Genomic DNA, 21,365 nt, shown 5'->3' with positions numbered 1-21,365 from the left:
ATGACACGCATCCGAGGTGTGACTTCGCCGCCGCCTTCAATCGCGAAGTGGCGCCAAACGTCAAGGCGGCCATATCACGTCGGCTAGGATCGCGGATGCGGTGGAAGGGGTCGTTTGCGGCTGGGGGCAGAATGAAACCCTTCCGCGAGCTGCGCGACAGTGATCCTGCCCAACGATTGCTCGAATTGCCGTCGCGCCGATGCTAACGCTTCGTTCGTGGCGGCATAGGCCGATTTCGCCAGTAGACAGCTTGGATTATCATCGTCGTTACCAATTGCGAACAGCTGCGGCGAGCCGAGTGCCTCATAGATGCCCAGGAGGGTGATCTGGTCCAGCGGCCTCGCCAAAGACCAGCCTCCCCCGTGACCTTTAGTCGATGTGACGATCCCGGCTTCCCGTAAACCTGACATCGTGCGCCTCACCACGGCAGCATTTGTCTGAAGCATCTGGGCGATTTGTTGGGAGGTGGCAGGCCCGTCCATCTCATCAAGATGCAAGAGCGCGTGGAGCACGCGGGAGAGCCGGTTGTCCTGTCTCATTTGGGGCCTTTTCTCAATTCACGTAACATTTGAACACACGAAAGATTGACATCCGGCGTTTCATGATACATATGATGTTACATGACTATCATACCAAAAGCCAGTCACAGCCGCGTCACTGCTGCCACCAACCGATGGGCAGCGCTGTCCGTCCTGTTCCTCGCCAGCTTCATGAACCTGATCGATGTCAGCATCGTGAACGTGGCTCTCCCGCAAATTCAGGCAGACACTGGGGCGACCTCGACGCAACTTGAATGGGTTGCGGCAATCTACGTGCTGGCGCTTGCGGTCGGCCTTCTGCCGTGCGGACGCTTCGGAGATGTTTTCGGGCGACGGCGGATGTTCATCTGGGGGCTGATCGGGTTCACCCTGTCCTCCGCCGTCTGTGGTTTCGCGCCAGATGTCGTCAGCCTGATTGTGGCCCGCGCGGTGAAAGGCATCGCCGCAGCCATGATGGTACCCCAGGTCCTCGCCATCACGCATGTGATCTTCCGGCCGGAGGAAAAGTCCCGCGTCTTCGGTCTTTTCGGCACCGTGTCCAGTCTGGCCGTTGTGGCCGGTCCCATCATCGGCGGGGCGCTGATCTCTGCAGATATTGGCGATCTCGGCTGGCGCTTGGCGTTCCTGATCAATGTTCCGTTTGGTATCGCGGCACTGTTCGGTGCGCGGGTATTTGTTCCGGCGCTGGATGCCGACGCCGATACCCAGCCCGACTGGATCGGCACGGGCCTGTTCACCATCGCCGCCGTCCTGCTTGTCTTGCCGCTGATTGAAGGCCGCGCCCTTGGCTGGCCGTGGTGGTGTTTTGCCGCGATTGCCGCGTCGGTTCCCGTGGCGCTTGGCTTCATGGCTTATGAAAGAAAGTGCAGCGCGGCGGGCCTCTCGGCCCTGATGCCGCCCGGTCTTCTTGCGAACGCGCCCTACCTGCGGCGGCTCGGTCTTGTGACGCTGTTCTTCAGTGGCGTCCCCGGACTTTTTCTCGTCCTCGCGGTCTTCCTGCAATCGGGCTTCGGTCTGACCGCCTTGCAAAGCGGCCTCGTGACCACACCCTTCCCGGTGGGCGTCATGCTCGCCTCGATGACGACAGAACGGTTTGGAAACCGCCATCTGTCTCTACGCATCGCGATTGGAGCGGCCCTGCTCGTCTTCGGCATGATCGGTCTGCAATTCGTCATCAAGTCGGCCGGTGCGGAGCTAAACCCCTACGCATTCGCCCCACCCCTTCTAATCTGCGGCTTCGGCATGGGCACCGCGATCATGTCGCTGTTCCAGGTCACCATGTCGAGCGTCGAGACGCAGGACGCCGGTGCAGGTTCAGGGGCCATGCAGGCATTCCAGCAGATCGGCGCGACCCTTGGCATCGCCATTGCAGGTTCAATCTTCTTCGAGCTGCTCGGTCAAGGCGGAATGGAGGCCGGGGCCGACATCGCGCCGCGCTTCGTTGACGCCGCCGCCGCAGCAACAACCTACTCCATCGCTGTATTTGCGACCCTCACACTGCTCGTTGGCGCATCGGCATGGAATGCAAGGAGGGCCGCGACATGACAGTCCCCCAACTTCACGATGATCCAGCCGACTTCTGGGAAGGCCACTACACGAAGATGAGCAAGCTCTCGGGCGGTCGTCCTTCGGCTATCCTTGTCCGCTTTGCGGAAGGCCGTGCAATCGGACGCGCGCTGGACCTTGGCTGTGCACGGGGCGATGACGCGATCTGGCTTACCAAACAAGGCTGGACCGTCACCGGCGTCGATGTGGCAGAGTCCGCCCTCAATGCCGCAAGGCAGGCGGCGCGAGAGGCGGAAGTTGCTGAACGCGCGCAATTCGAACGGCACGATCTGGGCGTGTCCATTCCAGAAGGAAAATTCGATCTTGTGACTGCCATGTTCCTGCACTCGCCGGGGAAGTTTGACCGGGTATCGGCACTGCGTCGCGCTGCGAACGCTGTTGTGCCGGGCGGCTTGCTGCTGATCGGAGCCCACGGGTCTTGCCCACCCTGGTCATGGGCCGACCCGGATACGGTCTACCCCACCGCCGAAGACGAAATGGCCGCTCTCGATCTCAGCCCCTCGGAATGGCGCAATGTGTTCGTTGGCCCGGTCGAACGGGTCGCGATTGGACCGGACGGTCAGACCGCCACTGTCATCGACACTGTGATTGCCGTCGAGCGGCGGTAAAACAGCCTTCACGCCGGATAGGACCGTTTTCGACACCTCCACGAAAGCCAACACTCAAGCTCAAAGCCCAAAGATCGGCTTTGTCCGCATTCCTGCCGCCCATACTGCCTAAAGTCCGGAGTCTGAGAGCCCGTCGCGTTGCACCCTTCGATACGATCAGACGTTTTAGAGACTCCGCGACTCGGCCGGACTGAAGCGCCAAGCATGAATGTCGCGCAATCGCGCCAGTCTCCCGAGAACGATTCCCCCAGCCCATTTGCACGCCAACGCCTGTCATTGCGCGACACGCATTGCCGAACTCTTGCCGGTTCTGACTGGTAGCTGTCAGCTCTCTCCCATGCCTGTTGCCTGCGCTCGTCGCGGCCTCTCGTGGCTCGATCTGGCCGGGGCCGGCTTCGCCTCGATCGCCTAAGCCGCAACGGCAGCGTTGAACTTTCTTCCCCTGGGCTACGCCCATTCCTCGCGGATCAAGAAAGCCCAGCGCCGCCGTCCTCCGCTTCGCTTCGGGCCGCAAGGGCTGCGGCGGCCATCTTCCCCGGCCGTCCGACAAGCCATCGAGGCCGCGATGGGCGCGGGCTCGAAAGCCAAAAGGAGAATTGAAATGGCCACCATCGGAACCTTCAAGAAGAGCGGCAGCGAGTATGTCGGCGAGATCGTCACCCTCAGCGTCCAGGCGCAGAACGTCCGCATCGTCCCCGAAGAGGGCTCGACCAATGACAACGCCCCAAGCCACCGCGTCTTCGTCGGCCGCGCCGAGATCGGCGCCGCCTGGTCCAAGCGCTCGAACGAGGGCCGCGACTATCTGAGCCTCAAGCTCGACGATCCGAGCTTTACCGCTCCGATCTACGCCAATCTCTTCGACGACGAAGACGGCGAAACGTCCAGCCTCATCTGGTCCCGCAACCGCCGCAAGAACGGCGACTGAGACCCAAGCGCCCCGTCCGGTTCGCCGGACGGGGCTTTTTTCTGCCCAGCTATTGAATCCAGGATTCGGCGGCGACAGCGCCTACGCGCCGGTCTCATCCGTGGCGGCGTTGTCGTCACCGCCCCCGTCGCCGTCTTCGAGCAGCGCCGCCGGCTTGATGTCGAGCGCCCGCGCCGCATGCCACAGGGTAATGATCGTCACATTCTGCTGGCCGCGCTCCATGGCGCTCACATGCGCTCGGTCGACCCCGATTCGCTCGGCCAACGCCTCCTGGCTGAGCGCGGCCTCAAGCCGGTGCGTTCGCAAATTGCGTCCAAATACCCTGCGGATGTCCATCGGCAGGATAAGGGCCAATTGTGTATTTTAATGCTACGCATTATAATACGCGGCCAGGATCGGGACTTGTTGCGGGCGCTTCCGCCGCATAGCCAAAATTCAACCACGCAGCGGTTGCAGGCGTCATGGTTTCCAGTTCATTAATGGTGCGCGGCCATGAGCCAAGGATCTGACATGACCCGTTCTCCAGACGCCACGATTGCAGAAGCGCCGCCAACCGGCGAAGCGCTGACGCCCTATGATCGCGAGCATATCAAGCTCTACATGCGGCTGCTCGACGCCGAGCGAGCGGGCGCGTCTTGGCCCGAAGTTGCGCGATTGCTGCTCGGCATCGACCCCGAGGCGGAGCCCGAGCGCGCGCAGCAGGTGCATCAAAGTCATCTCGGCCGCGCCCGCTGGATGACCGAACACGGCTATCGCGAGTTGCTGTCCTCCGCCGGTTAGCGGTGCGTCGAGTGGCAAATACTGCGAACCGCACAATCAGGGGTGTTGCGCTGCTCGCATCAGGCGATGCCGCACCCAGCTCTATGCAAAAGCGGTGATGAAGCAAATCTCAAGAACAATACGCGCAAAATCCGATGCGCGTCCGCGAGTGGAGTTCGGTCATGCCGCTGCCAGATTGGCGCAACGATCGCGTCTACGACAACTTCGACGATCTCGACGTTTCGGGCCTCGCCTGGGAATGCTTGAGGCGCAATGAGCGGTATGAAGCGACATATCCGCTGATGCTGCATGGCCGCGCAACTCCGGCAGACTGGGGGTTGCGATTTCCCCGTCGATCCGAACATCGCCGCACCCACCGCGCCCGTCTTCTGGCGCCCCGATATAGCACCCGCAGCCGTCAGTCTGATCGCGCCGCTGCCTGACGTCGGCATCCAATCAGCACCGCTGAGTGACATGCCCATCGCCGATACGCGACGCGACTCTCAGACGACCTATCTCAAGCTCGAAAGCGGCTCACTCCTCGTCGGAAACCTGTCGTCCGACGACAAACCAATCGGCGTCCTCCTGCCGTTTGACGAACAATGGTGCGTGCGCCTGGCTGCGGCCGAGCGACTGCGCCACCTGCTTTTGTACGGCCGCGCGAGCGCTCCTCCGCTTACGGAGCAACAACGCAAGCGCATCAAATATGCGCTGCGGGTGACAGACGGTTTGCGCCAAAACGCCAGCTATCGAACCATCGCCGTACGCTTCTTCGGCCGAGCGCGTGTCGACGCCGAGCACTGGAAAACCAGCGCGCTTAAAGCCCAGGTCGCGCGCCTCGCGACGCACGGCGCGATGCTCACCCACGACGGATACCGCGCCTTGCTTGCCGGCAAACGCCCAACTGCTCGCAGCCAAAACCGCCGGTGAGCACGAATCTCGTGCGCAATCTACAGCACGGTTGACGCTGCAAACGGTCCGTTTTCGGGGTGACGTTTTTCTTCTCAGCCTTTCATCATCCCTCCCGGCCGCACTTCTCCGCTTCTCTCGCCTCCGACACGCCGCCGCAGTTCGCGGCGGTGCGCAACCTACCGGAGGCGTTATCCATGCCAGACCCCAATGCCGGTTTGCCGCCGCGCTACCTCAGAACTCCCGAAGCCGCCCGCTTCCTGGGCCTTTCCGGCCGCACACTCGAAAAGCATCGGACCTACGGCACCGGACCGCGTTACTCGAAGATCGGCGGGCGCGTCGTCTACGCCGTCGAGGATCTGCAAGCCTGGGTCGGCCGCGGCGAGAAGACATCCACCTCCGACGACACCGGCGACGAGGTTCTGCCCGCCAAGCGCCATGCAGCGGTCTCGCCGGCCTATGCTGACAAGAAACGCGCATGACCGGCCGAACGACTGTCGATCTTCTGTGGATCGAAGGCCGCGTCGAACGCTGGATTCGTTTCGGCCGCACCATGCAGGAAACGGTTCACAGTCGGCGCCGGCGCACGGTCGGTTTCAATCCAGGCGCCGTCTTCGCCTTCGTTCGCTGGTCGGCGAACGACTATGGCACGGTCGAAAGCCGGCTCGATATCCTGCGCGCCGTCAGACCCGACGAAGGCTGTTCAACCGTTCCGCATGTGACGCCCGGTGGGGAGATTCTGCTACGCCTTACCGGCTGGCCGACGGTCGAAGCCGCGCTCATCGCCATCGACCAGATCGAAGCGCTCGGGCTCGCGCCCGAAGACGTGTGTCCCGACCATTGGCGGCACGTTCACAACCGCCTGACGACCGGCCTTGATGCTCGTCCTTACACCGATCTTCGGCACACCGCATGGCTGAAACGCAGCCAGGTGAGCGCATGACCCCGGCGCGTCGAACCCTCATCCTTTCCGGCGCGGCGCTCGGTCTGATCGGCGCTTCGACCGTCATCGAGGCTGATCCGGTTCTGCTCTGGAACGCGTCGCCGAGCGTGCCCGTCGGCTTCTACGCGGTGACGCCGATCGACACGCCGCATGTCGGCGATCTAGTCGCCGTTCGCCCACCGCCGCCGCTTGGCCAATGGTTGTTCGAGAACGGGTATCTCGGCCGTGATACGCCGCTGTTGAAGCGCGTCGTCGCGCTGCCGGGCGCTGAAATCTGTCGCCGCGGAACGACAATTACCATCGCCGGTCACGCGGTCGCCGAAGCGCGCGAGCGCGACCGGCTCGGCCGCCGACTACCGGTCTGGCAGGGCTGCCAACTGCTCCGCGAAGATCAGGTCTTTCTACTTAATCCGGAGGAGCCAGCGAGCCTCGACGGCCGATATTTCGGCCCGCTTGGCGCAGACACAATCATCGTCCGGGCGACGCCGGTCTGGACGCGGGAGGGCTGACGCTGTGCAGCGCCTCCCTCTTTCCGGCCGCACTTTTCGCACTCTCTTGGCCGCACTGACGCTGTTCACGCTCCCGGTCGCAGCGGCGCTTCCCGCACGCGCCGAGCTAACGGTGCAAGCGGCGAGCACCCCGACAGGCGCGGTCCATGCGTCCTCAATCGACCGTTTCATCGCCGAGGCCGCAAGGCGGTTTGACATCCCTGTGCAGCGGATTCGCGCCGTGATGCAGGCCGAAAGCGCAGGCAATCGATATGCCGTGAGCAGCGCCGGCGCGATGGGCCTCATGCAGATCATGCCCGAGACCTGGCGCGAGCTGAGAACGCTGCATGGTCTCGGAGTCGATCCATTCGACCCACGCGATAACATCCTGGCGGGCGCCGCCTATCTGCGTGCGATGTATGATCGCTTCGGCGCGCCCGGCTTCCTGGCCGCCTACAATGCGGGACCGGGACGCTATGCCGAACATCTTGCCACCGGTCGTCCGTTGCCGCGTGAGACTCGGGCCTATCTGGCGACCCTGGCTCCCCTGATCGACGGTTCGGGTGCAGATCGTCAGCAGGAAGACGGCGCGGCCATCGTCGTCGATTGGCGCGCCGCTCCGCTGTTCGTCATGCACATCGACGGCAATCGCGGCGCGAGTTCGGTGGCAGGAATTGGGCCTTCCGGTGCGACGTCGAATGCGCCTCACAATGACGACCGTGCGCATGCGCCCCGTCCGCCAAACGGCCTGTTCGTCAGGTCGGCAACGGAGCGAGGTCAATGAGGCCTCCATTCGCAGATAGCCGCGCTCTGTCGTGCCCTGTCGCGCTTTTGGAAGGAGCGCAGAGGTCGGAGAGTGGAACAACGGCAGGACGGCGAGATAAAAGGCCGCGCCCCAACAGGCGCTACGGCGTTGTTGTTGTTGATGTTTTTGCCCGCCACACTGATCGCCGCAGTGCCGCGCACACCGCTTACTCCCTGTTTTTACTGCGTTTTTGCCGTGCCATCCGTTTTCACCGGGGGCGAACGGCATGAGCAATCGCGACAACGATGTCCGTATCAGAGCGGGGCGCATTCGCGATCGCGGCGCGCGCAGCCAGAAGGCTAAGAGCTTCGTCGGCCAGGTCATGCGCGCGGCTAAGAAGGCAGGGCATACCGGCTATCGATTCAACGGGGCGAGACGTCACGGACTGAGCAATTCACGTTTCGGCCGCGGCCGCTTTGTCAACGCGGCCCGAGGACTTTCCCGCACGCAACGGCGTGTCGTCATCAAGGCGCGGATCGTCCGCCATCGCGGCGCCCGCTATCGCTCCGCGCCGCTCGCCAAACACATTGATTATCTGAAGCGCGACGGTGTCACCCGGAATGGCCGCGATGCGGCGATGTTCGACCGCGACGGCGACAGTGCCGACGAGCGGGCTTTCGCTTCAGCCTGCGAAGACGACCGCCACCATTTCCGCTTCATCGTTTCACCTGAGGACGCCGGGTCGATGGAGGATGTCCGCGCCTTCACGCGCGATCTCATGGACCAGGCCGAGCGCGATCTTGGAACGCAGCTCGATTGGATCGCTGTCGACCATTGGAACACCGATAATCCGCACATCCACGTTCAGGTGCGCGGTAAGGCCGACGACGGCAAGGACCTTGTCATCTCACGGGATTACATCAGCCGCGGCTTCCGCGCTCGCGCCGAAGAACTGGTCACGCTGGAGCTCGGGCCGCGCAGCGCGCGCGAGATCGCATCCGGACTCGACGCCGAGGTAACGGCCGAACGCTGGACCGGCCTCGACAAGACGCTGCGCGGTCTCGCCGACGACAATGTCGGCGTCGCCGATCTGCGGCCAGGATCGCCGCAACCGACAGACCCCGATTTGCGCCGACGCCTGATCGGCCGCGCGCAAACGCTGGAACGGCTCGGCGTCGCTGAAAAACTCGCCCCGGCTGTCTGGACATTGAAGCCGGGCGCGGAGGACACGCTCCGCGATCTCGCCATGGGCGGCGACATCATCAAGACCATGCACCGCGCCATGGGTGGCAGGGCCGAGCGGCCAATATCCGATTTCGCCATCGATGCGGAACCCTCCGCGCCAATCCTCGGGCGGCTCGTCGATCGCGGCCTCCATGATGAACTCAGGGGCGAAGCCTATGCGGTCATCGATGGCGTCGATGGCCGCGTTCATCATCTGCGCTTTTCCGATCTCGACATGACCGGAGACACGCCGGTCGGCGGCATCGTCGAGTCGCGGAGCTGGACTCCGAAGGGCGGCGGCCGTCCGCGTCTGTCGCTGGTCGGGCGATCCGACGTCTCACTGGAAGCGCAGGTGACTGCGGACGGCGCCACCTGGCTCGATCGACTTCAACTCGCCCGCGAGCGCGCACCGCTGAGCGCAGGCGGCTTCGGCGCCGAGGTTTCGGCCGCGCTCGAACGGCGGATCGATCATCTTGAGGCAGACGGCCTCGCGGCCCGACGCGGCGGCCGCGTCAGCTTCTCACGCGATCTTCTCAAGACGCTGCGCGAGCGAGACCTCGCGGCTGCCGCCGCGAAGCTCGAAGCCGAGACGGGATTGAAGCGCCAGAAGAGCAGCGACGGCGAGACGGTCGCCGGCGTCTATCGCCAGCGCCTCGATCTCGCGTCGGGCCGCTTCGCGATGCTCGACAACGGATTGGGCTTCGAGCTCGTGCCCTGGAAGCCGCAGCTCGAAAAACATCTCGGCCAGAGCGTGACGGGCGCGGTCACGCCGGGCGGCGGCGTCGACTGGTCGTTCGGCCGCAAGCGCGGCCTGACACTTTGAGCCGCGAAGGAAAGAGTCCCCTATGACGAAACGCGACCCCCAATCCCCCGCCACCAAGATCCTCTGGGGTCAGATCTTGATCGTCAGCTTGGTCGCACTGCTCTTCGTCTGGACCGCGACCCAGTGGACGGCGTGGCGGCTCGGCTTTCAGCCGGAACTCGGCGAGCCCTGGTTCTCACTCTTCGGCTGGCCGGTCTATGTGCCGCCCGCCTTCTTCTGGTGGTGGTATTGGTACGACGCTTATGCGCCGAGGGTCTTCGTCGAAGGCGCCATCATCGCCGGCGCAGGCGGCATCATGTCGATCGTCGTCGCCATCTTCCTTTCCGTCCTGCGCGCCCGTGAGGCCTCGGACGTCACCACCTACGGCTCGGCGCGCTGGGCCGAGACGAAGGACGTTGCGGCGGCCGGGCTGCTCGATCCCGACGGCGTGGTCCTCGGCCGGTTCGAGCGCAGCTATCTCCGGCATGACGGCCCCGAGCATGTGCTCTGCTTCGCCCCTACACGGTCGGGCAAGGGCGTCGGGCTGGTCGTCCCGTCGCTCCTGACCTGGCCGGGCTCGGCGATCGTCCACGACATCAAGGGCGAGAACTGGCAGCTCACTGCCGGCTGGCGGTCCCGCTTCAGCCGGGTGCTGCTGTTCGATCCCACCAATCCGGCGAGCGCCGCCTACAATCCGCTGCTCGAAGTTCGGCGCGGCGACAGCGAAGTGCGCGACGTCCAGAACGTCGCCGACATTCTGGTCGATCCGGAAGGGCTGTTGGAGAGACGGAACCATTGGGAGAAGACCAGCCACGCGCTGCTCGTCGGCGCGATCCTCCACGTCCTCTACGCCGAGGCGGACAAGACGCTCGCCGGCGTCGCCGCCTTCCTCTCCGATCCGCGTCGGCCCATCGAGGCGACCCTGACCGCGATGATGAAGACGCCGCATCTTGGCGACCGACCGCACCCTGTGGTTGCTCAGGCCGCGCGGGAATTGTTGAACAAGTCGGACAACGAACGCTCGGGTGTGCTCTCGACCGCCATGAGCTTCCTCGGGCTCTATCGCGATCCCGTCGTCGCCAGGGTGACCAACCGCTGCGACTGGCGCATCCATGACCTGATCGAAGGAGACAGACCCGCGACGCTCTATCTCGTCGTGCCGCCGTCCGACATCAGCCGGACCAAGCCACTCGTGCGCCTCGTCCTCAATCAGATCGGCCGCAGGCTGACGGAAGACCTACACGCGAAACGCCGGCATCGCCTGCTCTTGATGCTCGACGAGTTTCCCGCGCTTGGCCGGCTCGACTTCTTCGAGAGCCAGCTCGCTTTCATGGCCGGGTACGGACTGAAAGCCTTCCTGATCGCCCAGTCGCTCAATCAGATCGAAAAAGCCTACGGCCAAAACAACGCGATCCTCGACAACTGCCATGTGCGCGTGGCCTTCGCCACCAATGACGAACGCACCGCCAAGCGCGTCTCGGACGCCCTCGGCACGGCGACCGAGATGCGCGCGATGAAGAACTATGCCGGCCACCGGCTCAGCCCCTGGCTCGGTCATCTCATGGTCTCACGTCAGGAGACGGCGCGGCCGCTTCTGACGCCCGGCGAGATCATGCAGCTCCCGCCCCACGAGGAGTTGGTGCTCGTCTCCGGCGCGCCGCCCATCCGGGCGCAGAAGGCGCGCTACTTTAAAGACCCGCAATTACAGGCGCGCATTCTGCTGCCGCCTGAGTCGCGCAGCGCGGTCGAGGCGAAGCCCGCCTGCAACGCTGACGACTGGTCGTCCGCGCCGCCCATCGCTCCTGAGCCCGCTGGTTCGACCAGCCAAGCCGCTGATGACGGGGACGCCGATGGCGGCGTCCGGCGCGAGCCGGAGATCCCCGAACACGAGGCGATCGCGCCGGATCGTCCCGCGCCCGCGCGCGAAGAGTTCGCCGCCCTGGATGACGAGCCTGACGACGATGCTCAGCGGGCGAAGCAACTTCAGGACCGGTTCCGCGGCGTGGCGCGTCAGGCCTCGCTCGACCCCGAAGACGGCATCGAGCTTTGAGAGGGACCGGGATGAAGAAGGACCGCCTCAACGTGTATTTCGATCCGATACTGACGGGCGAGCTGGAAAGCCTCGCGGCGCGACGCAAGGTCTCCAAGTCGCAGATCGTCGAGGCGGCGCTTGCATCCTACCTCTCGCCCGACGGCGCCGATCAGCGTGAAGCCGCCATCGTCCGCAGGCTCGACCGGCTCACCCGCGCCATCGAACGGTTGGAGCGTGATCTCACCATCTCGACCGAGGCGCTCGCGCTGTTCGTAAAATTCTGGCTCACCACGACGCCGCCGCTGCCCGATACGATGCGGGACGCAGCGCAAGCGAAGGGGCGCGAACGCTATGATGGCTTCGTCGAGGCGCTGGGGCGACGGCTGGCGAAAGGGAGCACCCTGACGAAAGAGGTCTCCGAAGAGGGCAATCGCTCGTCGACGAACCAATGACCGCTTTGAGTTTGAGCCCCAGACTTCCAGTGCCACTCTGTTACAGGAGCGCGGCCCCGGGATAAGGTTGATAGTTGCACTTTCCAATGCAGGACACGGCAAAGATCGCTAGCCTTCTGCGTGCCGAGTTGGTCGAACGCATCGCCTCCGGTTCGGTACCTGAGGCGATGAGCGGCATGCATCAATCAGACTAGAGGCAGTGCGATAGTATATTGCACGCCGTCATGCAATTTTTGCATGACGTTAATCCGGAATGGGTCATTCAGTGCATACCGATTGATCTGGTAGTGCAATCTGAACGCAACGAGATCAAACCGAAAGAAAGACCCAATGAGAACGCTCCTTTCCCTTATCCGTCCGACGCTCTTCGCAGCGTCGGTGGTCTTCGCGGCCACGTTTCCGTCCTTCGGACAAGACGCTGACGCGCGCCTCAACCCGAACACCGCCACCGCAACCGAACTGGCTGACGTGGACGGGCTCCCCGAGGCGGTTGCGCAAGCCATTGTGGAGGCGCGGCCATTCGAGCGCACGGCGCAGTTCGATGCCGTCGTCTCCAGTGAGGTCGAAGGCGACCAGAAGCCCCGCATCTATGAGCAGCTTTTTCTACCGGTCGATCTGAATGCGGCAACCGCCGAGGAGATCGCGCTCATCCCCGGAATGACGAGCCGCATGATCCATGAGTTCGAGGAGTATCGCCCCTATGGCGATATCGAACAGTTCAACCGCGAGATCGGCAAATATGTCGACGACGCGGAGGTCGCACGTCTTCGATCCTATGTCGTCCTCAACGACTAGCGCGGCTGGCGATGGCGAAGGGAAACGGCAGGCCGCTATTGTGGGTGGTGCTCGCCGTGCCGGGATTCATTTCGATCCTCGGCTGGATCACCGACAACTGGACCTATGGCGAAATCGTCTCGCGGACCGGGCTGTGGTCCGTCCAACTCCTCATCGCGACCCTGGCCGTGACACCGCTGCGCCGTCTGCTCGGGGCGACGAAACTAACACGCTTTCTCGTGCGGCGCCGACGCGATCTCGGAGTAGCAAGCTTCGGCTACGCCGCGCTCCACACTGGCGTCTATCTTGTGCGCAAGGGCGAGTTGCAGCGTATCGTTACCGAGAGTCAGGAAATCTGGCTGGCAACTGGCTGGCTCGCTTTCTTCATCTTCGTCATCCTCGCCGCGACCAGCAACGACGCTTCGGTGCGCGCGCTTCGGCACAACTGGAAGCGTTTGCACGCATCGGTCTACATCGCCTCTGCGCTCGTCATTATCCATTGGGCGATGTCCGCATTCAACCCGACGGAGGCCTACATCTACGTCGCCCTCCTGCTTGGTCTTCAAGCCGCACGCTTCGTGCCGCGCCGGACATAATCGGTTTGGTCGACAAGGTGGCCTCGCTCTTATGATTTGGAGACTTGGAGCGAAGCGCGCAATGAAGCAAGATGCCGAGATCGTCCCGACAAATAGCGCGTACATGGCCATCGTGCTTGGCTTCGGAACGCTGTTCAGCGGTCTGTTAATGGTATTCGTCGTGCCGTGCCTGCTGGTTCTTCACTGGGAGTTGTTGGGCACATCGCGCACGGCAGACGCCGTATCGTAAGTCGGTGTGATGCCGGAAGTTAAAGGGGAAGTCATGGTTGCCGGAGGAATGCCTCGAGAGTCCGTCAATCGGGTTTGCCTGCGATTTCACGCGCCGAGGGACATATTTGCGAGATCAGATGATGAATGAAGAGAAGCCAAGGACAGAGAGTGAGATTCGCCAAACGTTGAAAGACATCGCACAGCATTGGGCGCATCCAATTCGCTCGCCATTGCTCAAGACGCCGGCCGACTACGAGCTTGAGTTCGAAAACGTAACTTTCCCGTCGCAGGACGGCGTGCCGCTTGAAGCGTGGTTCATTCCCGCTAACGGTTCGGATAAATTGGTCATCTGCAACCACCCGATGTCGTTCAATCGGTATGGTTTCCCATCGCACCTAGAGCCTTGGCGATCAATGGGCGTACTCGGCGGAAACGATTTCGAAGTCGACTATGTGAGCGACTATCGCATCCTGCACGATGCCGGCTACAACGTTTTGACCTATGACGAACGCAATTACGGTATGAGCGGTTCTGCCAACGGCGGGTTGAATAGCGGCGGACGTTTCGAAGCGCGCGACGTAATCGGTTCGCTCGCTTATGCGCGAAGCCGCGATGACCTTCGCACCATGTCGGTCGGTCTCTTCTCCAAATGCAACGGATGCAACGCGACACTGTTTGCGATGTATACTGAACCCACAGAGCTCGAGGACGTAAAATGCCTGATAGCCTGCCAGCCGCTTTCGGTCGGTGTCGTGAACGCACGCATCCTTCATTTACTGGGCTTGGGCGACTGGCTGGACCAGCTTGACGATGAGATCTTCCTTGCAGCCAGTATCCGTTTCAAGGACATGCGCCCGCCTGACTGGGCCGTGAGCGTCCAAGTCCCGACCTTCGTGATGCAGGTGAAGAACGATGCTCTGACGCGAGAGGACGACGTGCAGGCCGTCTACGACAACATACCGACGGACGAGAAGTACCTGCACTGGATAGAGAATTCGTCCGTTCGGTGGGACGGCTATATGGAGTTTCAACGGAGGCCGCAGCCAATTCTGGCCTGGCTGGCTAAACACATGAACTGACACGGGGCGCCGCCCTGCATGCCAGCGCGGCGCATCGCGCTTCGTGGAAGGTTCTGGGGCGGTGGTTCTGCCCGCCACGACCAATGCGTGACATGCATTTTCGTCGGTTTACGGCGTGAGATCGGTCAGAGCCCTGCCTGAAGCCATATCCATCGGTACGGATACGTGATCGTGGACCAGCAGCCAGGTTCCGTCGATTTTTTGAAAGCAGTGGGTTTCGCGCAGCCACATGCTGGCGTCCTTGCCGCCCATATTGCCCGAGACACGGATGAGGTTGGTGACGAAACCGACATCCCCAGAGCACTTGATCTGCATATCCCTGTGCTCGAAGCCCGGGTCTCCTTGAAAAGAACCGAAAAAATTCTTCCAGCTCTCCCGGTAGACTTCGAGGCCGGAATACTCGAGGGGCGGCATGATATCGTAGGAAATCAATTCGTCTCCCGGTGCGTAGTAAGTCAGAATCTTGTCTACATCCTTTGCAATGAATGCTGCAATCCACCCTTCGCACTGGGCGCGGATGGCCTCGACATCTTCCTTGGGACCGTGATCCTGAACCAAAAGTGGCATCGTGCTGCTCCGCTAATTATTGGAACTGTTCTCCGCGGCGCTTTTGCCGCGGCTAGAGATGCCTGCGGTACCTGCTTTTCCAAAGGGCGGGCGCGCTAAAACAGGCACCGACACCATGCAATAGCTTGCGCATGTGAAAAATGACGATTAGATGATAACCGCCATGCAAAAAGCAAATGAATATGGCTTTGGCCACATCGACATTCGCGCCCTACGATTTCTCTCGCTGCTGCTTGAAACGCGAAGCGTAACCCGGTCGGGCGAGGCGCTCGGGCTTAGCCAGCCTGCGGCCAGTCGGCTCCTTGCTCAGTTGCGCCGCGCGCTTGGCGATGACCCCCTAATTGTGCGTGCATCCGGCGGTGGCAGCGTTCTCACTGCAAGGGCGGTTGAGCTCGTTCCGCTCTTGGCAGATGCGCTCTCTTCGGCCGAGAGGCTGTTCTCGGCTGGCGGCTTTGACCCGGCCGCATCGGAGAGAACGTTTCGAATTGCAACGACAGACTATGGTGCGGCGGTAGTGTTGGCACCCGTCGCGCGTGACCTGCGCGCTCGGGCTCCGGGAGTTTCGATCGATATCCGGACGTTCGACACGTCCACACTCAACGAACTCGAGGAAGGGTATCTGGACCTAGCGCTCTACACCGACGAAACACTTCCGAAAGGCTTTCGGCAGAATGTTCTCTTCCAGGAACGTTTCGCCTGCGTCGTACGCCGCGATCACCCGGTCCTCGCACACCGCGACGAACATGGCACCGTTCCAGTAACGCGGCTTGCCGAATTGCCTCGCGTTCTGCTGACCTATCCTGAAGGCGCTAGACGGGGGGTCGACGATCCGCTTCTTGAACTCACTGGTGCGGGCCAATCTGGTTCGTTCCTCACTCCCTATTTTCTCGCTGGACCACTTCTTGTCAGCCAATCCGATCACGTACTGTGTATGGCACGGCGTGTGGCCGAACTCGTGGCTGAGATGGCGGATGTCCAGGTCGTGGACATGCCGGACACCATGGGATTCACCTATTGCATCGCCTGGCATGAGCGGACGGATCGCGACCCGGCTCATATCTGGATGCGGCAATGCATCGAAGAGTGCGTGAAAGAAAACGGGGGCCACAACACGACCATGCGTAGGCCGTGACAATATCGGCGTTTTATGTGAAGGGTTCTCGGACACCTGCCGTTCGATGAACGGCAGGTCGGTCCGGAAGCCCTTCCACCTTCAACGCCCTACGCTATTGCCTGTCTTTGCGCGCCATAGCCCTACTACGCCTTCACGTCTGTTGATCGCGGCCCAATAGCGGTCTTCTTAGTCGACCCCGTAAGCAACTGCGGGGCCGCGAATGACCGTCCAACCTTTCAGAACAGAAGCGATCAAGCGCGGCTCCCGCATGCTCCGCACCGCGCTTGGGCCGCATGTGGGCACCTGGCTCGACGACCCGGCTGTTATCGAGATCATGCTCAACCCGGACGGCCGGCTCTGGCTCGACCGCCTCAAGCAAGGCCTGGCGGACACGGGCAAGCGGCTGGCGCCGGCCGATGGTGAGCGGATCGTCCGGCTCGTCGCGCACCACGTCGGTGCTGAAGTGCACGCCGGTAATCCACGCGTCTCCGCCGAGCTGCCCGAGACGGGGGAACGCTTTGAGGGGCTGTTGCCGCCGGTCGTCGCGGGACCGGCCTTTGCGATCCGCAAGCCTGCGGTCGCAGTGTTCACGCTCGACGACTATGTGGCCGCCGGGATCATGTCGGACGCCGAAGCGGAAGCGCTTCGTACCGCCGTCGCAGAGCGCCGCAACATTCTGATCGCCGGGGGCACGTCGACCGGCAAGACGACGCTGACCAATGCGCTCCTCGCCGAAGTCGCCAAATCCTCCGACCGCGTCGTGCTCATCGAGGACACGCGCGAGCTGCAATGCCTGACGCCCAATCTGGTCGCGTTGCGCACCAAGGACGGCGTGGCGACCCTCTCCGATCTCGTGCGCTCATCGCTGCGCCTGCGCCCGGATCGCATCCCCATCGGCGAGGTGCGCGGATCCGAGGCGCTCGATCTCCTGAAGGCCTGGGGAACGGGTCATCCGGGCGGCATCGGCACGATCCATGCCGGCTCCGCCGTCGGCGCGCTGCGCCGCCTAGAACAGCTCATCCAAGAAGCCGTCGTCACCGTCCCACGCGCGCTGATCGCCGAGACAATCGACCTCGTCGCTGTGCTCGCGGGCCGCGGCGCCGACCGGCGCCTTGCCGAACTCGCCCGCGTCACCGGCCTCGACGCCCAAAACGATTACGCCCTCAGCCACTATGGAGACCCCTCATGACTCGCACCTCAACCCTCTATCCGCGCTGGCCCTATTACGTCACAGCGCTCGTGCTCGGCTTCCTGATCGCGGACCCGGCTCATGCGGCGGGCTCCGGCATGCCGTGGGAAGAACCTCTACAGGCGATTCTGGAATCGATCGAAGGTCCTGTTGCCAAGATCGTCGCGGTCATCATCATTATCATCACCGGGCTCACGCTCGCCTTCGGTGATTCCAGCGGCGGCTTCCGGCGGTTGGTGCAGATCGTTTTCGGCATCTCCATCGCCTTCGCCGCTTCGTCTTTCTTCCTGACGTTCTTCGATTTCGGCGGTGGGGCGCTCGTCTGATGGAGCGCGACGCCGACATTCCCGGCTTCTATGCCCCCGTCCACAGGGCGCTGATCGAACCGATCCTGCTTGGTGGCGCGCCGCGGGCGATCGCCATCGCCAACGGCACGCTCGCGGCCGCTGTCGGATTGGGTCTGCGGCTCTGGGTCGTCGGTCTCGTACTCTGGTTAGTCGGTCATATCGCCGCGGTTTGGGCCGCCAAGCGCGACCCGGACATCGTCGACGTCACGCGCCGGCATCTGCGCTTCCCGACCTGGTTCGAGGCGTAAGCTATGATGCGCCTCGCTGAATACCGCTCCAAGGCGTCGAAGCTCGCCGACTTCCTGCCCTGGGCCGCGCTGATCGCGCCCGGCGTCGTCCTCAACAAGGACGGCAGCCTTCAGCGCACGGCGCAGTTTCGCGGTCCCGATCTCGACTCGGCGACGCCGGCCGAGTTGGTCGCGACCGCCGGCCGGCTTAACAGCGCCTTTCGGCGGCTCGGGTCCGGTTGGGCGGTGTTTGTCGAGGCGCAACGTATCCCCGCGCGGGATTATCCGCTCTCGGAGTTTCCCGATCCTGTCTCGACCCTGGTCGACGCCGAACGACGGGCGCAGTTCGAGGAAGCCGGATCGCACTTCGAAAGCGCCTATTTCCTGACGCTTGTCTGGATGCCGCCGGCCGACGATACGAGCCGGGCCGAGCGCTGGTTCTATGAAGGCGCGGAGGACGGCGGCGCCGATCCGCGCGAGCACCTGACAAGCTTCATCAGCCGCACAGACAGCCTGCTCGGGCTCCTCGACGGCTTCATGCCGGAAGCGGCTTGGCTCCCCGATGAAGAGACGCTGACCTATCTGCACTCGACCATCTCGACGCGACGCCAACGCGTGCGCGTTCCCGAGACGCCGATGTATCTCGATGCGCTGCTCGCCGATTGCGATCTCGTCGGCGGCTTGGCCCCCAGATTGGGCGAGGCGCATCTCAAGACGCTGACCATCGTCGGATTTCCGACTTCGACTTGGCCGGGCCTGCTCGACGAGTTCAACGGTCAGGCCTTCGAATATCGCTGGACGACCCGCGCCATCTGCCTCGATAGGACAGACGCCGCCAAGCTCTTTACTCGCATCCGCCGGCAATGGTTCGCCAAGAGAAAGGGCATAGCCGCGATCCTCAAGGAGGTGATGACCAACGAAGCCTCGACGCTGATGGACTCCGACGCCGCCAACAAGGCGGTCGACGCGGACGCGGCGTTGCAGGAGCTCGGCTCGGACATGGTTGGCGCGGCTTACGTCACCGCGACCGTCACGGTGTGGGACGAGGATGAACGCACTGCCGAAGCGAAGCTCAGGGCGGTCGAGAAGATCGTCCAAGGTCGCGATTTCACCTGCATGGCGGAGACCCTGAACGCGGTCGAAGCCTGGCTCGGCTCGCTGCCCGGCCATCTCTACGCCAACGTCCGCCAGCCGCCACTCTCGACCCTGAACCTCGCCCACATGATTCCGCTTTCGGCGGTCTGGGCGGGGCCGGCGCGAAACGACCATCTGGACGGCCCGCCGCTGTTCTTCGCCGACACTGAGGGCTCGACGCCGTTCCGTTTCTCCACCCATGTGGGTGATGTCGGCCACACACTGATCGTCGGACCGACCGGCACAGGCAAGAGCGTCTTGCTGGCGCTGATGGCGCTCCAGTTTCGGCGCTACGAGCGTAGCCAAGTCTTTGCCTTCGATTTCGGTGGCTCGATCCGCTGTGCGACGCTCGCCATGGGCGGCGACTTCGAGGATTTGGCCGGCGCTCTATCAGACGCAGAGGATGCAGTTTCGTTGCAGCCGTTCGCCCGGATCGACGACGCTGCCGAGCGAAGCTGGGCGCAGGACTGGCTCGCGGGTCTGCTCGGCCGCGAAGGCGTCACGATCGATCCCACCGCCAAGGATCATCTCTGGTCGGCGCTCACCTCGCTCGCTTCGGCGCCGGTCGAGGAACGCACGCTCACCGGTCTGTCCGTCCTGCTGCAATCGCAGGACCTCAAGCGCGCGCTTCAGCCTTACTGCATCGGCGGCCCGTTCGGCCGGCTGCTCGACGCCGAGCACGAGGCGCTGGGCGCCGCTGACGTCCAGGCCTTCGAGACCGAAGGGCTAATCGGCACGGCGGCCGCCCCGGCCGTGCTCGCCTATCTCTTCCACCGTATCGAAGGCCGTCTCGACGGCCGGCCGAGTCTGATCATCGTCGATGAGGGTTGGCTCGCGCTCGACGACGCCACGTTCGGCGGCCAGCTCAAGGAATGGCTGAAGACGCTCCGCAAGAAGAACGCCAGCGTCCTCTTCGCCACCCAGTCGCTTTCCGACGTGGACGGATCGAACATAGCCCCGGCGATCATCGAGAGCTGCCCGACGCGGGTGTTCCTGCCGAACGAGCGCGCATTCGAGCCCCAGATCGCAGCTATTTACGGGCGCTTTGGACTCAACGACCGGCAGATCGAAATTCTCGCCCGCGCCACGCCGAAACGCGACTACTACGCACAATCCCGGCGCGGCAACCGGCTGTTTGACCTGGGCCTCGGCCAAGTCGCGCTTGCCTTCACGGCAGCCTCCTCAAAGAGCGATCACGCGACCATCACCGAACTACTCACCGAATACGGTGCCGGCGGTTTCCCGGCAGCCTGGCTGAACCATCGCGGCCTCGACTGGGCCGCAGAGCTTCTGGGCCCGGGCGAAAGCGACGAAGCGGCCTCCAGCGAACCTGACACACAAAAGAAGGAGAACCAACTATGACCCGTAAACGCCTGCGCGGCGCGCTCTTCGTCGCCACCATCCTCGCCTCGGCCGCTGTCGGCGTCACGACCATCACGACACCGCCGGCCCACGCCTTCTTCGGCGGCGGCTTCGGCGGCATCGTCTACGACCCGACCAATCACGCCGAGAACCTGCTGACGGCCGCCCGCGCGCTGGAGCAGATCAACAACCAAATCGCCCAGCTCCAGAACGAAGCGCAGATGCTGATCAACCAGGCCCGCAACCTTGCGAGCCTGCCGCATTCTTCGCTGGCGCAACTGCAATCCTCCGTGCAGCGCACGCAGCAGCTCCTCTCCGAAGCCCAGCGGATCGCTCATGCGGTCGCCGACATCGAGCAAGCCTTTGCCGAAGACTATGGTGCGGCGGCCGGAACGGGCGATTTCGACACCAGAGTCCGCGGCGCACGCGAACGATGGGAGACCTCGATCGCCGGCTTCGAAGACGCACTGCGCGTTCAGGCCGGCGTCGTCGGCAATATCGACAGCGCCCGCGCCGAGATGCAGACGCTCGTCGCCCAGAGCCAGGGCGCAACCGGCGCATTGCAGGCTGCGCAGGCCGGCAACCAGCTCCTCGCCCTGCAATCGACCCAGATGGCGGACCTGACGGCCGCCATCGCGGCACAGAACCGCGCCCAGGCCCTCGAAGCCGCGCGGCGCGCCTCGGCCGAGGCCCAGGCGCGGGAGAACCTCAGCCAGTTCCTCGACTACGGCACCGGCTACGAGCCGACCACCGTCCGCATGTTCCAGGATTGAG

General features: G+C 63.3%; 25 protein-coding genes and 1 pseudogene. 23 read left to right on the top strand and 3 right to left on the bottom strand.

Features of this window, described 5'->3' with window-relative positions; translation table 11 throughout:
* Positions 1 to 83 precede the first annotated feature (83 nt).
* Positions 84 to 539 (bottom strand): RrF2 family transcriptional regulator, encoded by a 456-nt coding sequence (locus DBZ32_RS02950; protein ID WP_119165621.1) that lies wholly within the window; start codon positions 537 to 539, stop codon positions 84 to 86.
* An 81-nt stretch (positions 540 to 620) separates the two neighbouring features.
* Here DBZ32_RS02950 and DBZ32_RS02945 point away from each other — a divergent pair, with 81 nt between their 5' ends.
* From DBZ32_RS02945 to DBZ32_RS02935, 3 genes are all read left to right on the top strand, one after another.
* On the top strand, positions 621 to 2,084 hold the full coding sequence (locus DBZ32_RS02945) for an MFS transporter (protein WP_119165620.1): 1,464 nt from the start codon (positions 621 to 623) through the stop codon (positions 2,082 to 2,084).
* Positions 2,081 to 2,713, top strand: coding sequence for a class I SAM-dependent methyltransferase (locus DBZ32_RS02940; protein ID WP_119165619.1), 633 nt, complete (start codon positions 2,081 to 2,083; stop codon positions 2,711 to 2,713). The genes DBZ32_RS02945 and DBZ32_RS02940 overlap by 4 nt, the downstream gene beginning before the upstream one ends.
* 601 nt (positions 2,714 to 3,314) lie before the next feature.
* Entirely contained in the window at positions 3,315 to 3,638 is a 324-nt protein-coding gene (locus tag DBZ32_RS02935) for a DUF736 domain-containing protein (protein ID WP_119165618.1), read from the top strand.
* An 81-nt stretch (positions 3,639 to 3,719) separates the two neighbouring features.
* Here DBZ32_RS02935 and DBZ32_RS02930 read toward each other — a convergent pair whose 3' ends face one another.
* Entirely contained in the window at positions 3,720 to 3,992 is a 273-nt protein-coding gene (locus tag DBZ32_RS02930; protein ID WP_328587472.1) for a helix-turn-helix domain-containing protein, read from the bottom strand.
* Between the two features lie 156 nt (positions 3,993 to 4,148).
* On the opposite strand from DBZ32_RS02930, the gene DBZ32_RS02925 reads away from it, so the two are divergent.
* The 14 genes and pseudogenes from DBZ32_RS02925 to DBZ32_RS02870 all read left to right on the top strand — a co-directional run bounded on the left by DBZ32_RS02925 (position 4,149) and on the right by DBZ32_RS02870 (position 14,651).
* The gene (locus DBZ32_RS02925) at positions 4,149 to 4,418 is read left to right on the top strand and encodes a DNA -binding domain-containing protein (protein ID WP_119165617.1); all 270 of its coding nucleotides are present in this window, start codon (positions 4,149 to 4,151) and stop codon (positions 4,416 to 4,418) included.
* 134 nt (positions 4,419 to 4,552) lie between these two features.
* Positions 4,553 to 4,687, top strand: a pseudogene (locus DBZ32_RS22795) (transcriptional regulator domain-containing protein); the annotation flags it as partial.
* 19 nt (positions 4,688 to 4,706) lie between these two features.
* On the top strand, positions 4,707 to 5,327 hold the full coding sequence (locus DBZ32_RS02920) for a DUF2285 domain-containing protein (RefSeq protein WP_119165616.1): 621 nt from the start codon (positions 4,707 to 4,709) through the stop codon (positions 5,325 to 5,327).
* A gap of 176 nt (positions 5,328 to 5,503) precedes the next feature.
* A complete protein-coding gene (locus DBZ32_RS02915) occupies positions 5,504 to 5,788 on the top strand; it encodes a helix-turn-helix transcriptional regulator (RefSeq protein ID WP_119165615.1) in 285 nt (94 codons plus the stop codon).
* A complete protein-coding gene (locus DBZ32_RS02910) occupies positions 5,785 to 6,249 on the top strand; it encodes a DUF2840 domain-containing protein (protein WP_119165614.1) in 465 nt (154 codons plus the stop codon). Before DBZ32_RS02915 ends, DBZ32_RS02910 begins: the two co-directional genes overlap by 4 nt.
* Positions 6,219 to 6,758, top strand: a complete 540-nt coding sequence (locus tag DBZ32_RS02905; RefSeq protein WP_235829984.1) for a S26 family signal peptidase — start codon at positions 6,219 to 6,221, stop codon at positions 6,756 to 6,758. The genes DBZ32_RS02910 and DBZ32_RS02905 overlap by 31 nt, the downstream gene beginning before the upstream one ends.
* 4 nt (positions 6,759 to 6,762) lie before the next feature.
* Positions 6,763 to 7,521 carry a lytic transglycosylase domain-containing protein gene (locus DBZ32_RS02900; protein WP_235829982.1) on the top strand — a complete coding sequence of 253 codons (759 nt, stop codon included), beginning with the start codon at positions 6,763 to 6,765 and terminating at the stop codon, positions 7,519 to 7,521.
* Positions 7,522 to 7,768: 247 nt separating this feature from the next.
* On the top strand, positions 7,769 to 9,529 hold the full coding sequence (locus DBZ32_RS02895) for a relaxase/mobilization nuclease domain-containing protein (RefSeq protein WP_119165612.1): 1,761 nt from the start codon (positions 7,769 to 7,771) through the stop codon (positions 9,527 to 9,529).
* A gap of 22 nt (positions 9,530 to 9,551) precedes the next feature.
* Complete coding sequence (locus DBZ32_RS02890; protein ID WP_119165611.1) at positions 9,552 to 11,558, top strand: conjugal transfer protein TraG; 2,007 nt, start codon at positions 9,552 to 9,554, stop codon at positions 11,556 to 11,558.
* 11 nt (positions 11,559 to 11,569) lie between these two features.
* Entirely contained in the window at positions 11,570 to 11,992 is a 423-nt protein-coding gene (locus tag DBZ32_RS02885) for a ribbon-helix-helix domain-containing protein (protein WP_119165610.1), read from the top strand.
* A 330-nt stretch (positions 11,993 to 12,322) separates the two neighbouring features.
* Positions 12,323 to 12,787: a helix-hairpin-helix domain-containing protein gene (locus DBZ32_RS02880; RefSeq protein WP_119165609.1), complete on the top strand. Its 465-nt coding sequence runs from the start codon at positions 12,323 to 12,325 to the stop codon at positions 12,785 to 12,787.
* 44 nt (positions 12,788 to 12,831) lie between these two features.
* On the top strand, positions 12,832 to 13,362 hold the full coding sequence (locus DBZ32_RS02875; protein ID WP_208539083.1) for a protein-methionine-sulfoxide reductase heme-binding subunit MsrQ: 531 nt from the start codon (positions 12,832 to 12,834) through the stop codon (positions 13,360 to 13,362).
* 61 nt (positions 13,363 to 13,423) lie between these two features.
* Positions 13,424 to 13,591, top strand: a complete 168-nt coding sequence (locus DBZ32_RS21995; RefSeq protein WP_162906530.1) for a hypothetical protein — start codon at positions 13,424 to 13,426, stop codon at positions 13,589 to 13,591.
* Positions 13,592 to 13,709: 118 nt separating this feature from the next.
* Positions 13,710 to 14,651, top strand: a complete 942-nt coding sequence (locus DBZ32_RS02870; protein WP_208539082.1) for an alpha/beta hydrolase family protein — start codon at positions 13,710 to 13,712, stop codon at positions 14,649 to 14,651.
* A gap of 108 nt (positions 14,652 to 14,759) precedes the next feature.
* Here DBZ32_RS02870 and DBZ32_RS02865 read toward each other — a convergent pair whose 3' ends face one another.
* The gene (locus tag DBZ32_RS02865; protein WP_119165607.1) at positions 14,760 to 15,218 is read right to left on the bottom strand and encodes a YybH family protein; all 459 of its coding nucleotides are present in this window, start codon (positions 15,216 to 15,218) and stop codon (positions 14,760 to 14,762) included.
* 151 nt (positions 15,219 to 15,369) lie between these two features.
* On the opposite strand from DBZ32_RS02865, the gene DBZ32_RS02860 reads away from it, so the two are divergent.
* From DBZ32_RS02860 to trbJ, 6 genes are all read left to right on the top strand, one after another.
* Positions 15,370 to 16,350 carry a LysR family transcriptional regulator gene (locus DBZ32_RS02860; RefSeq protein WP_119165606.1) on the top strand — a complete coding sequence of 327 codons (981 nt, stop codon included), beginning with the start codon at positions 15,370 to 15,372 and terminating at the stop codon, positions 16,348 to 16,350.
* 202 nt (positions 16,351 to 16,552) lie between these two features.
* Entirely contained in the window at positions 16,553 to 17,521 is a 969-nt protein-coding gene (gene trbB, locus DBZ32_RS02855; RefSeq protein WP_119165605.1) for a P-type conjugative transfer ATPase TrbB, read from the top strand.
* The gene (locus DBZ32_RS02850) at positions 17,518 to 17,847 is read left to right on the top strand and encodes a TrbC/VirB2 family protein (protein WP_119165604.1); all 330 of its coding nucleotides are present in this window, start codon (positions 17,518 to 17,520) and stop codon (positions 17,845 to 17,847) included. The genes trbB and DBZ32_RS02850 overlap by 4 nt, the downstream gene beginning before the upstream one ends.
* Positions 17,847 to 18,116, top strand: a complete 270-nt coding sequence (locus DBZ32_RS02845; protein ID WP_119165603.1) for a VirB3 family type IV secretion system protein — start codon at positions 17,847 to 17,849, stop codon at positions 18,114 to 18,116. The genes DBZ32_RS02850 and DBZ32_RS02845 overlap by 1 nt, the downstream gene beginning before the upstream one ends.
* 3 nt (positions 18,117 to 18,119) lie before the next feature.
* Positions 18,120 to 20,591 (top strand): conjugal transfer protein TrbE, encoded by a 2,472-nt coding sequence (trbE, locus tag DBZ32_RS02840; protein WP_119165602.1) that lies wholly within the window; start codon positions 18,120 to 18,122, stop codon positions 20,589 to 20,591.
* A complete protein-coding gene (trbJ, locus tag DBZ32_RS02835; protein ID WP_119165601.1) occupies positions 20,588 to 21,364 on the top strand; it encodes a P-type conjugative transfer protein TrbJ in 777 nt (258 codons plus the stop codon). The genes trbE and trbJ overlap by 4 nt, the downstream gene beginning before the upstream one ends.
* Position 21,365: the final 1 nt, after the last annotated feature.

The sequence above is a fragment of the Algihabitans albus genome (assembly GCF_003572205.1).
Classification (GTDB): domain Bacteria; phylum Pseudomonadota; class Alphaproteobacteria; order Kiloniellales; family DSM-21159; genus Algihabitans; species Algihabitans albus.
This window is presented reverse-complemented; position numbering and strand designations above follow the sequence as displayed.

Coding starts and splice junctions, on each gene's coding strand:
- trbB (WP_119165605.1), top strand. CDS start 16,553: ATGACCGTCCAACCTTTCAGAACAGAAGCGATCAAGCGCGGCTCCCGC.
- DBZ32_RS02935 (WP_119165618.1), top strand. CDS start 3,315: ATGGCCACCATCGGAACCTTCAAGAAGAGCGGCAGCGAGTATGTCGGC.
- DBZ32_RS02865 (WP_119165607.1), bottom strand. CDS start 15,218: ATGCCACTTTTGGTTCAGGATCACGGTCCCAAGGAAGATGTCGAGGCC.
- DBZ32_RS02860 (WP_119165606.1), top strand. CDS start 15,370: ATGATAACCGCCATGCAAAAAGCAAATGAATATGGCTTTGGCCACATC.
- trbE (WP_119165602.1), top strand. CDS start 18,120: ATGATGCGCCTCGCTGAATACCGCTCCAAGGCGTCGAAGCTCGCCGAC.
- DBZ32_RS02845 (WP_119165603.1), top strand. CDS start 17,847: ATGGAGCGCGACGCCGACATTCCCGGCTTCTATGCCCCCGTCCACAGG.
- DBZ32_RS02850 (WP_119165604.1), top strand. CDS start 17,518: ATGACTCGCACCTCAACCCTCTATCCGCGCTGGCCCTATTACGTCACA.
- DBZ32_RS02885 (WP_119165610.1), top strand. CDS start 11,570: ATGAAGAAGGACCGCCTCAACGTGTATTTCGATCCGATACTGACGGGC.
- DBZ32_RS02945 (WP_119165620.1), top strand. CDS start 621: ATGACTATCATACCAAAAGCCAGTCACAGCCGCGTCACTGCTGCCACC.
- DBZ32_RS21995 (WP_162906530.1), top strand. CDS start 13,424: ATGAAGCAAGATGCCGAGATCGTCCCGACAAATAGCGCGTACATGGCC.
- DBZ32_RS02915 (WP_119165615.1), top strand. CDS start 5,504: ATGCCAGACCCCAATGCCGGTTTGCCGCCGCGCTACCTCAGAACTCCC.
- DBZ32_RS02950 (WP_119165621.1), bottom strand. CDS start 539: ATGAGACAGGACAACCGGCTCTCCCGCGTGCTCCACGCGCTCTTGCAT.
- DBZ32_RS02925 (WP_119165617.1), top strand. CDS start 4,149: ATGACCCGTTCTCCAGACGCCACGATTGCAGAAGCGCCGCCAACCGGC.
- DBZ32_RS02880 (WP_119165609.1), top strand. CDS start 12,323: ATGAGAACGCTCCTTTCCCTTATCCGTCCGACGCTCTTCGCAGCGTCG.
- DBZ32_RS02890 (WP_119165611.1), top strand. CDS start 9,552: ATGACGAAACGCGACCCCCAATCCCCCGCCACCAAGATCCTCTGGGGT.
- DBZ32_RS02910 (WP_119165614.1), top strand. CDS start 5,785: ATGACCGGCCGAACGACTGTCGATCTTCTGTGGATCGAAGGCCGCGTC.
- DBZ32_RS02905 (WP_235829984.1), top strand. CDS start 6,219: ATGGCTGAAACGCAGCCAGGTGAGCGCATGACCCCGGCGCGTCGAACC.
- DBZ32_RS02870 (WP_208539082.1), top strand. CDS start 13,710: ATGATGAATGAAGAGAAGCCAAGGACAGAGAGTGAGATTCGCCAAACG.
- DBZ32_RS02940 (WP_119165619.1), top strand. CDS start 2,081: ATGACAGTCCCCCAACTTCACGATGATCCAGCCGACTTCTGGGAAGGC.
- DBZ32_RS02895 (WP_119165612.1), top strand. CDS start 7,769: ATGAGCAATCGCGACAACGATGTCCGTATCAGAGCGGGGCGCATTCGC.
- trbJ (WP_119165601.1), top strand. CDS start 20,588: ATGACCCGTAAACGCCTGCGCGGCGCGCTCTTCGTCGCCACCATCCTC.
- DBZ32_RS02920 (WP_119165616.1), top strand. CDS start 4,707: ATGGCCGCGCAACTCCGGCAGACTGGGGGTTGCGATTTCCCCGTCGAT.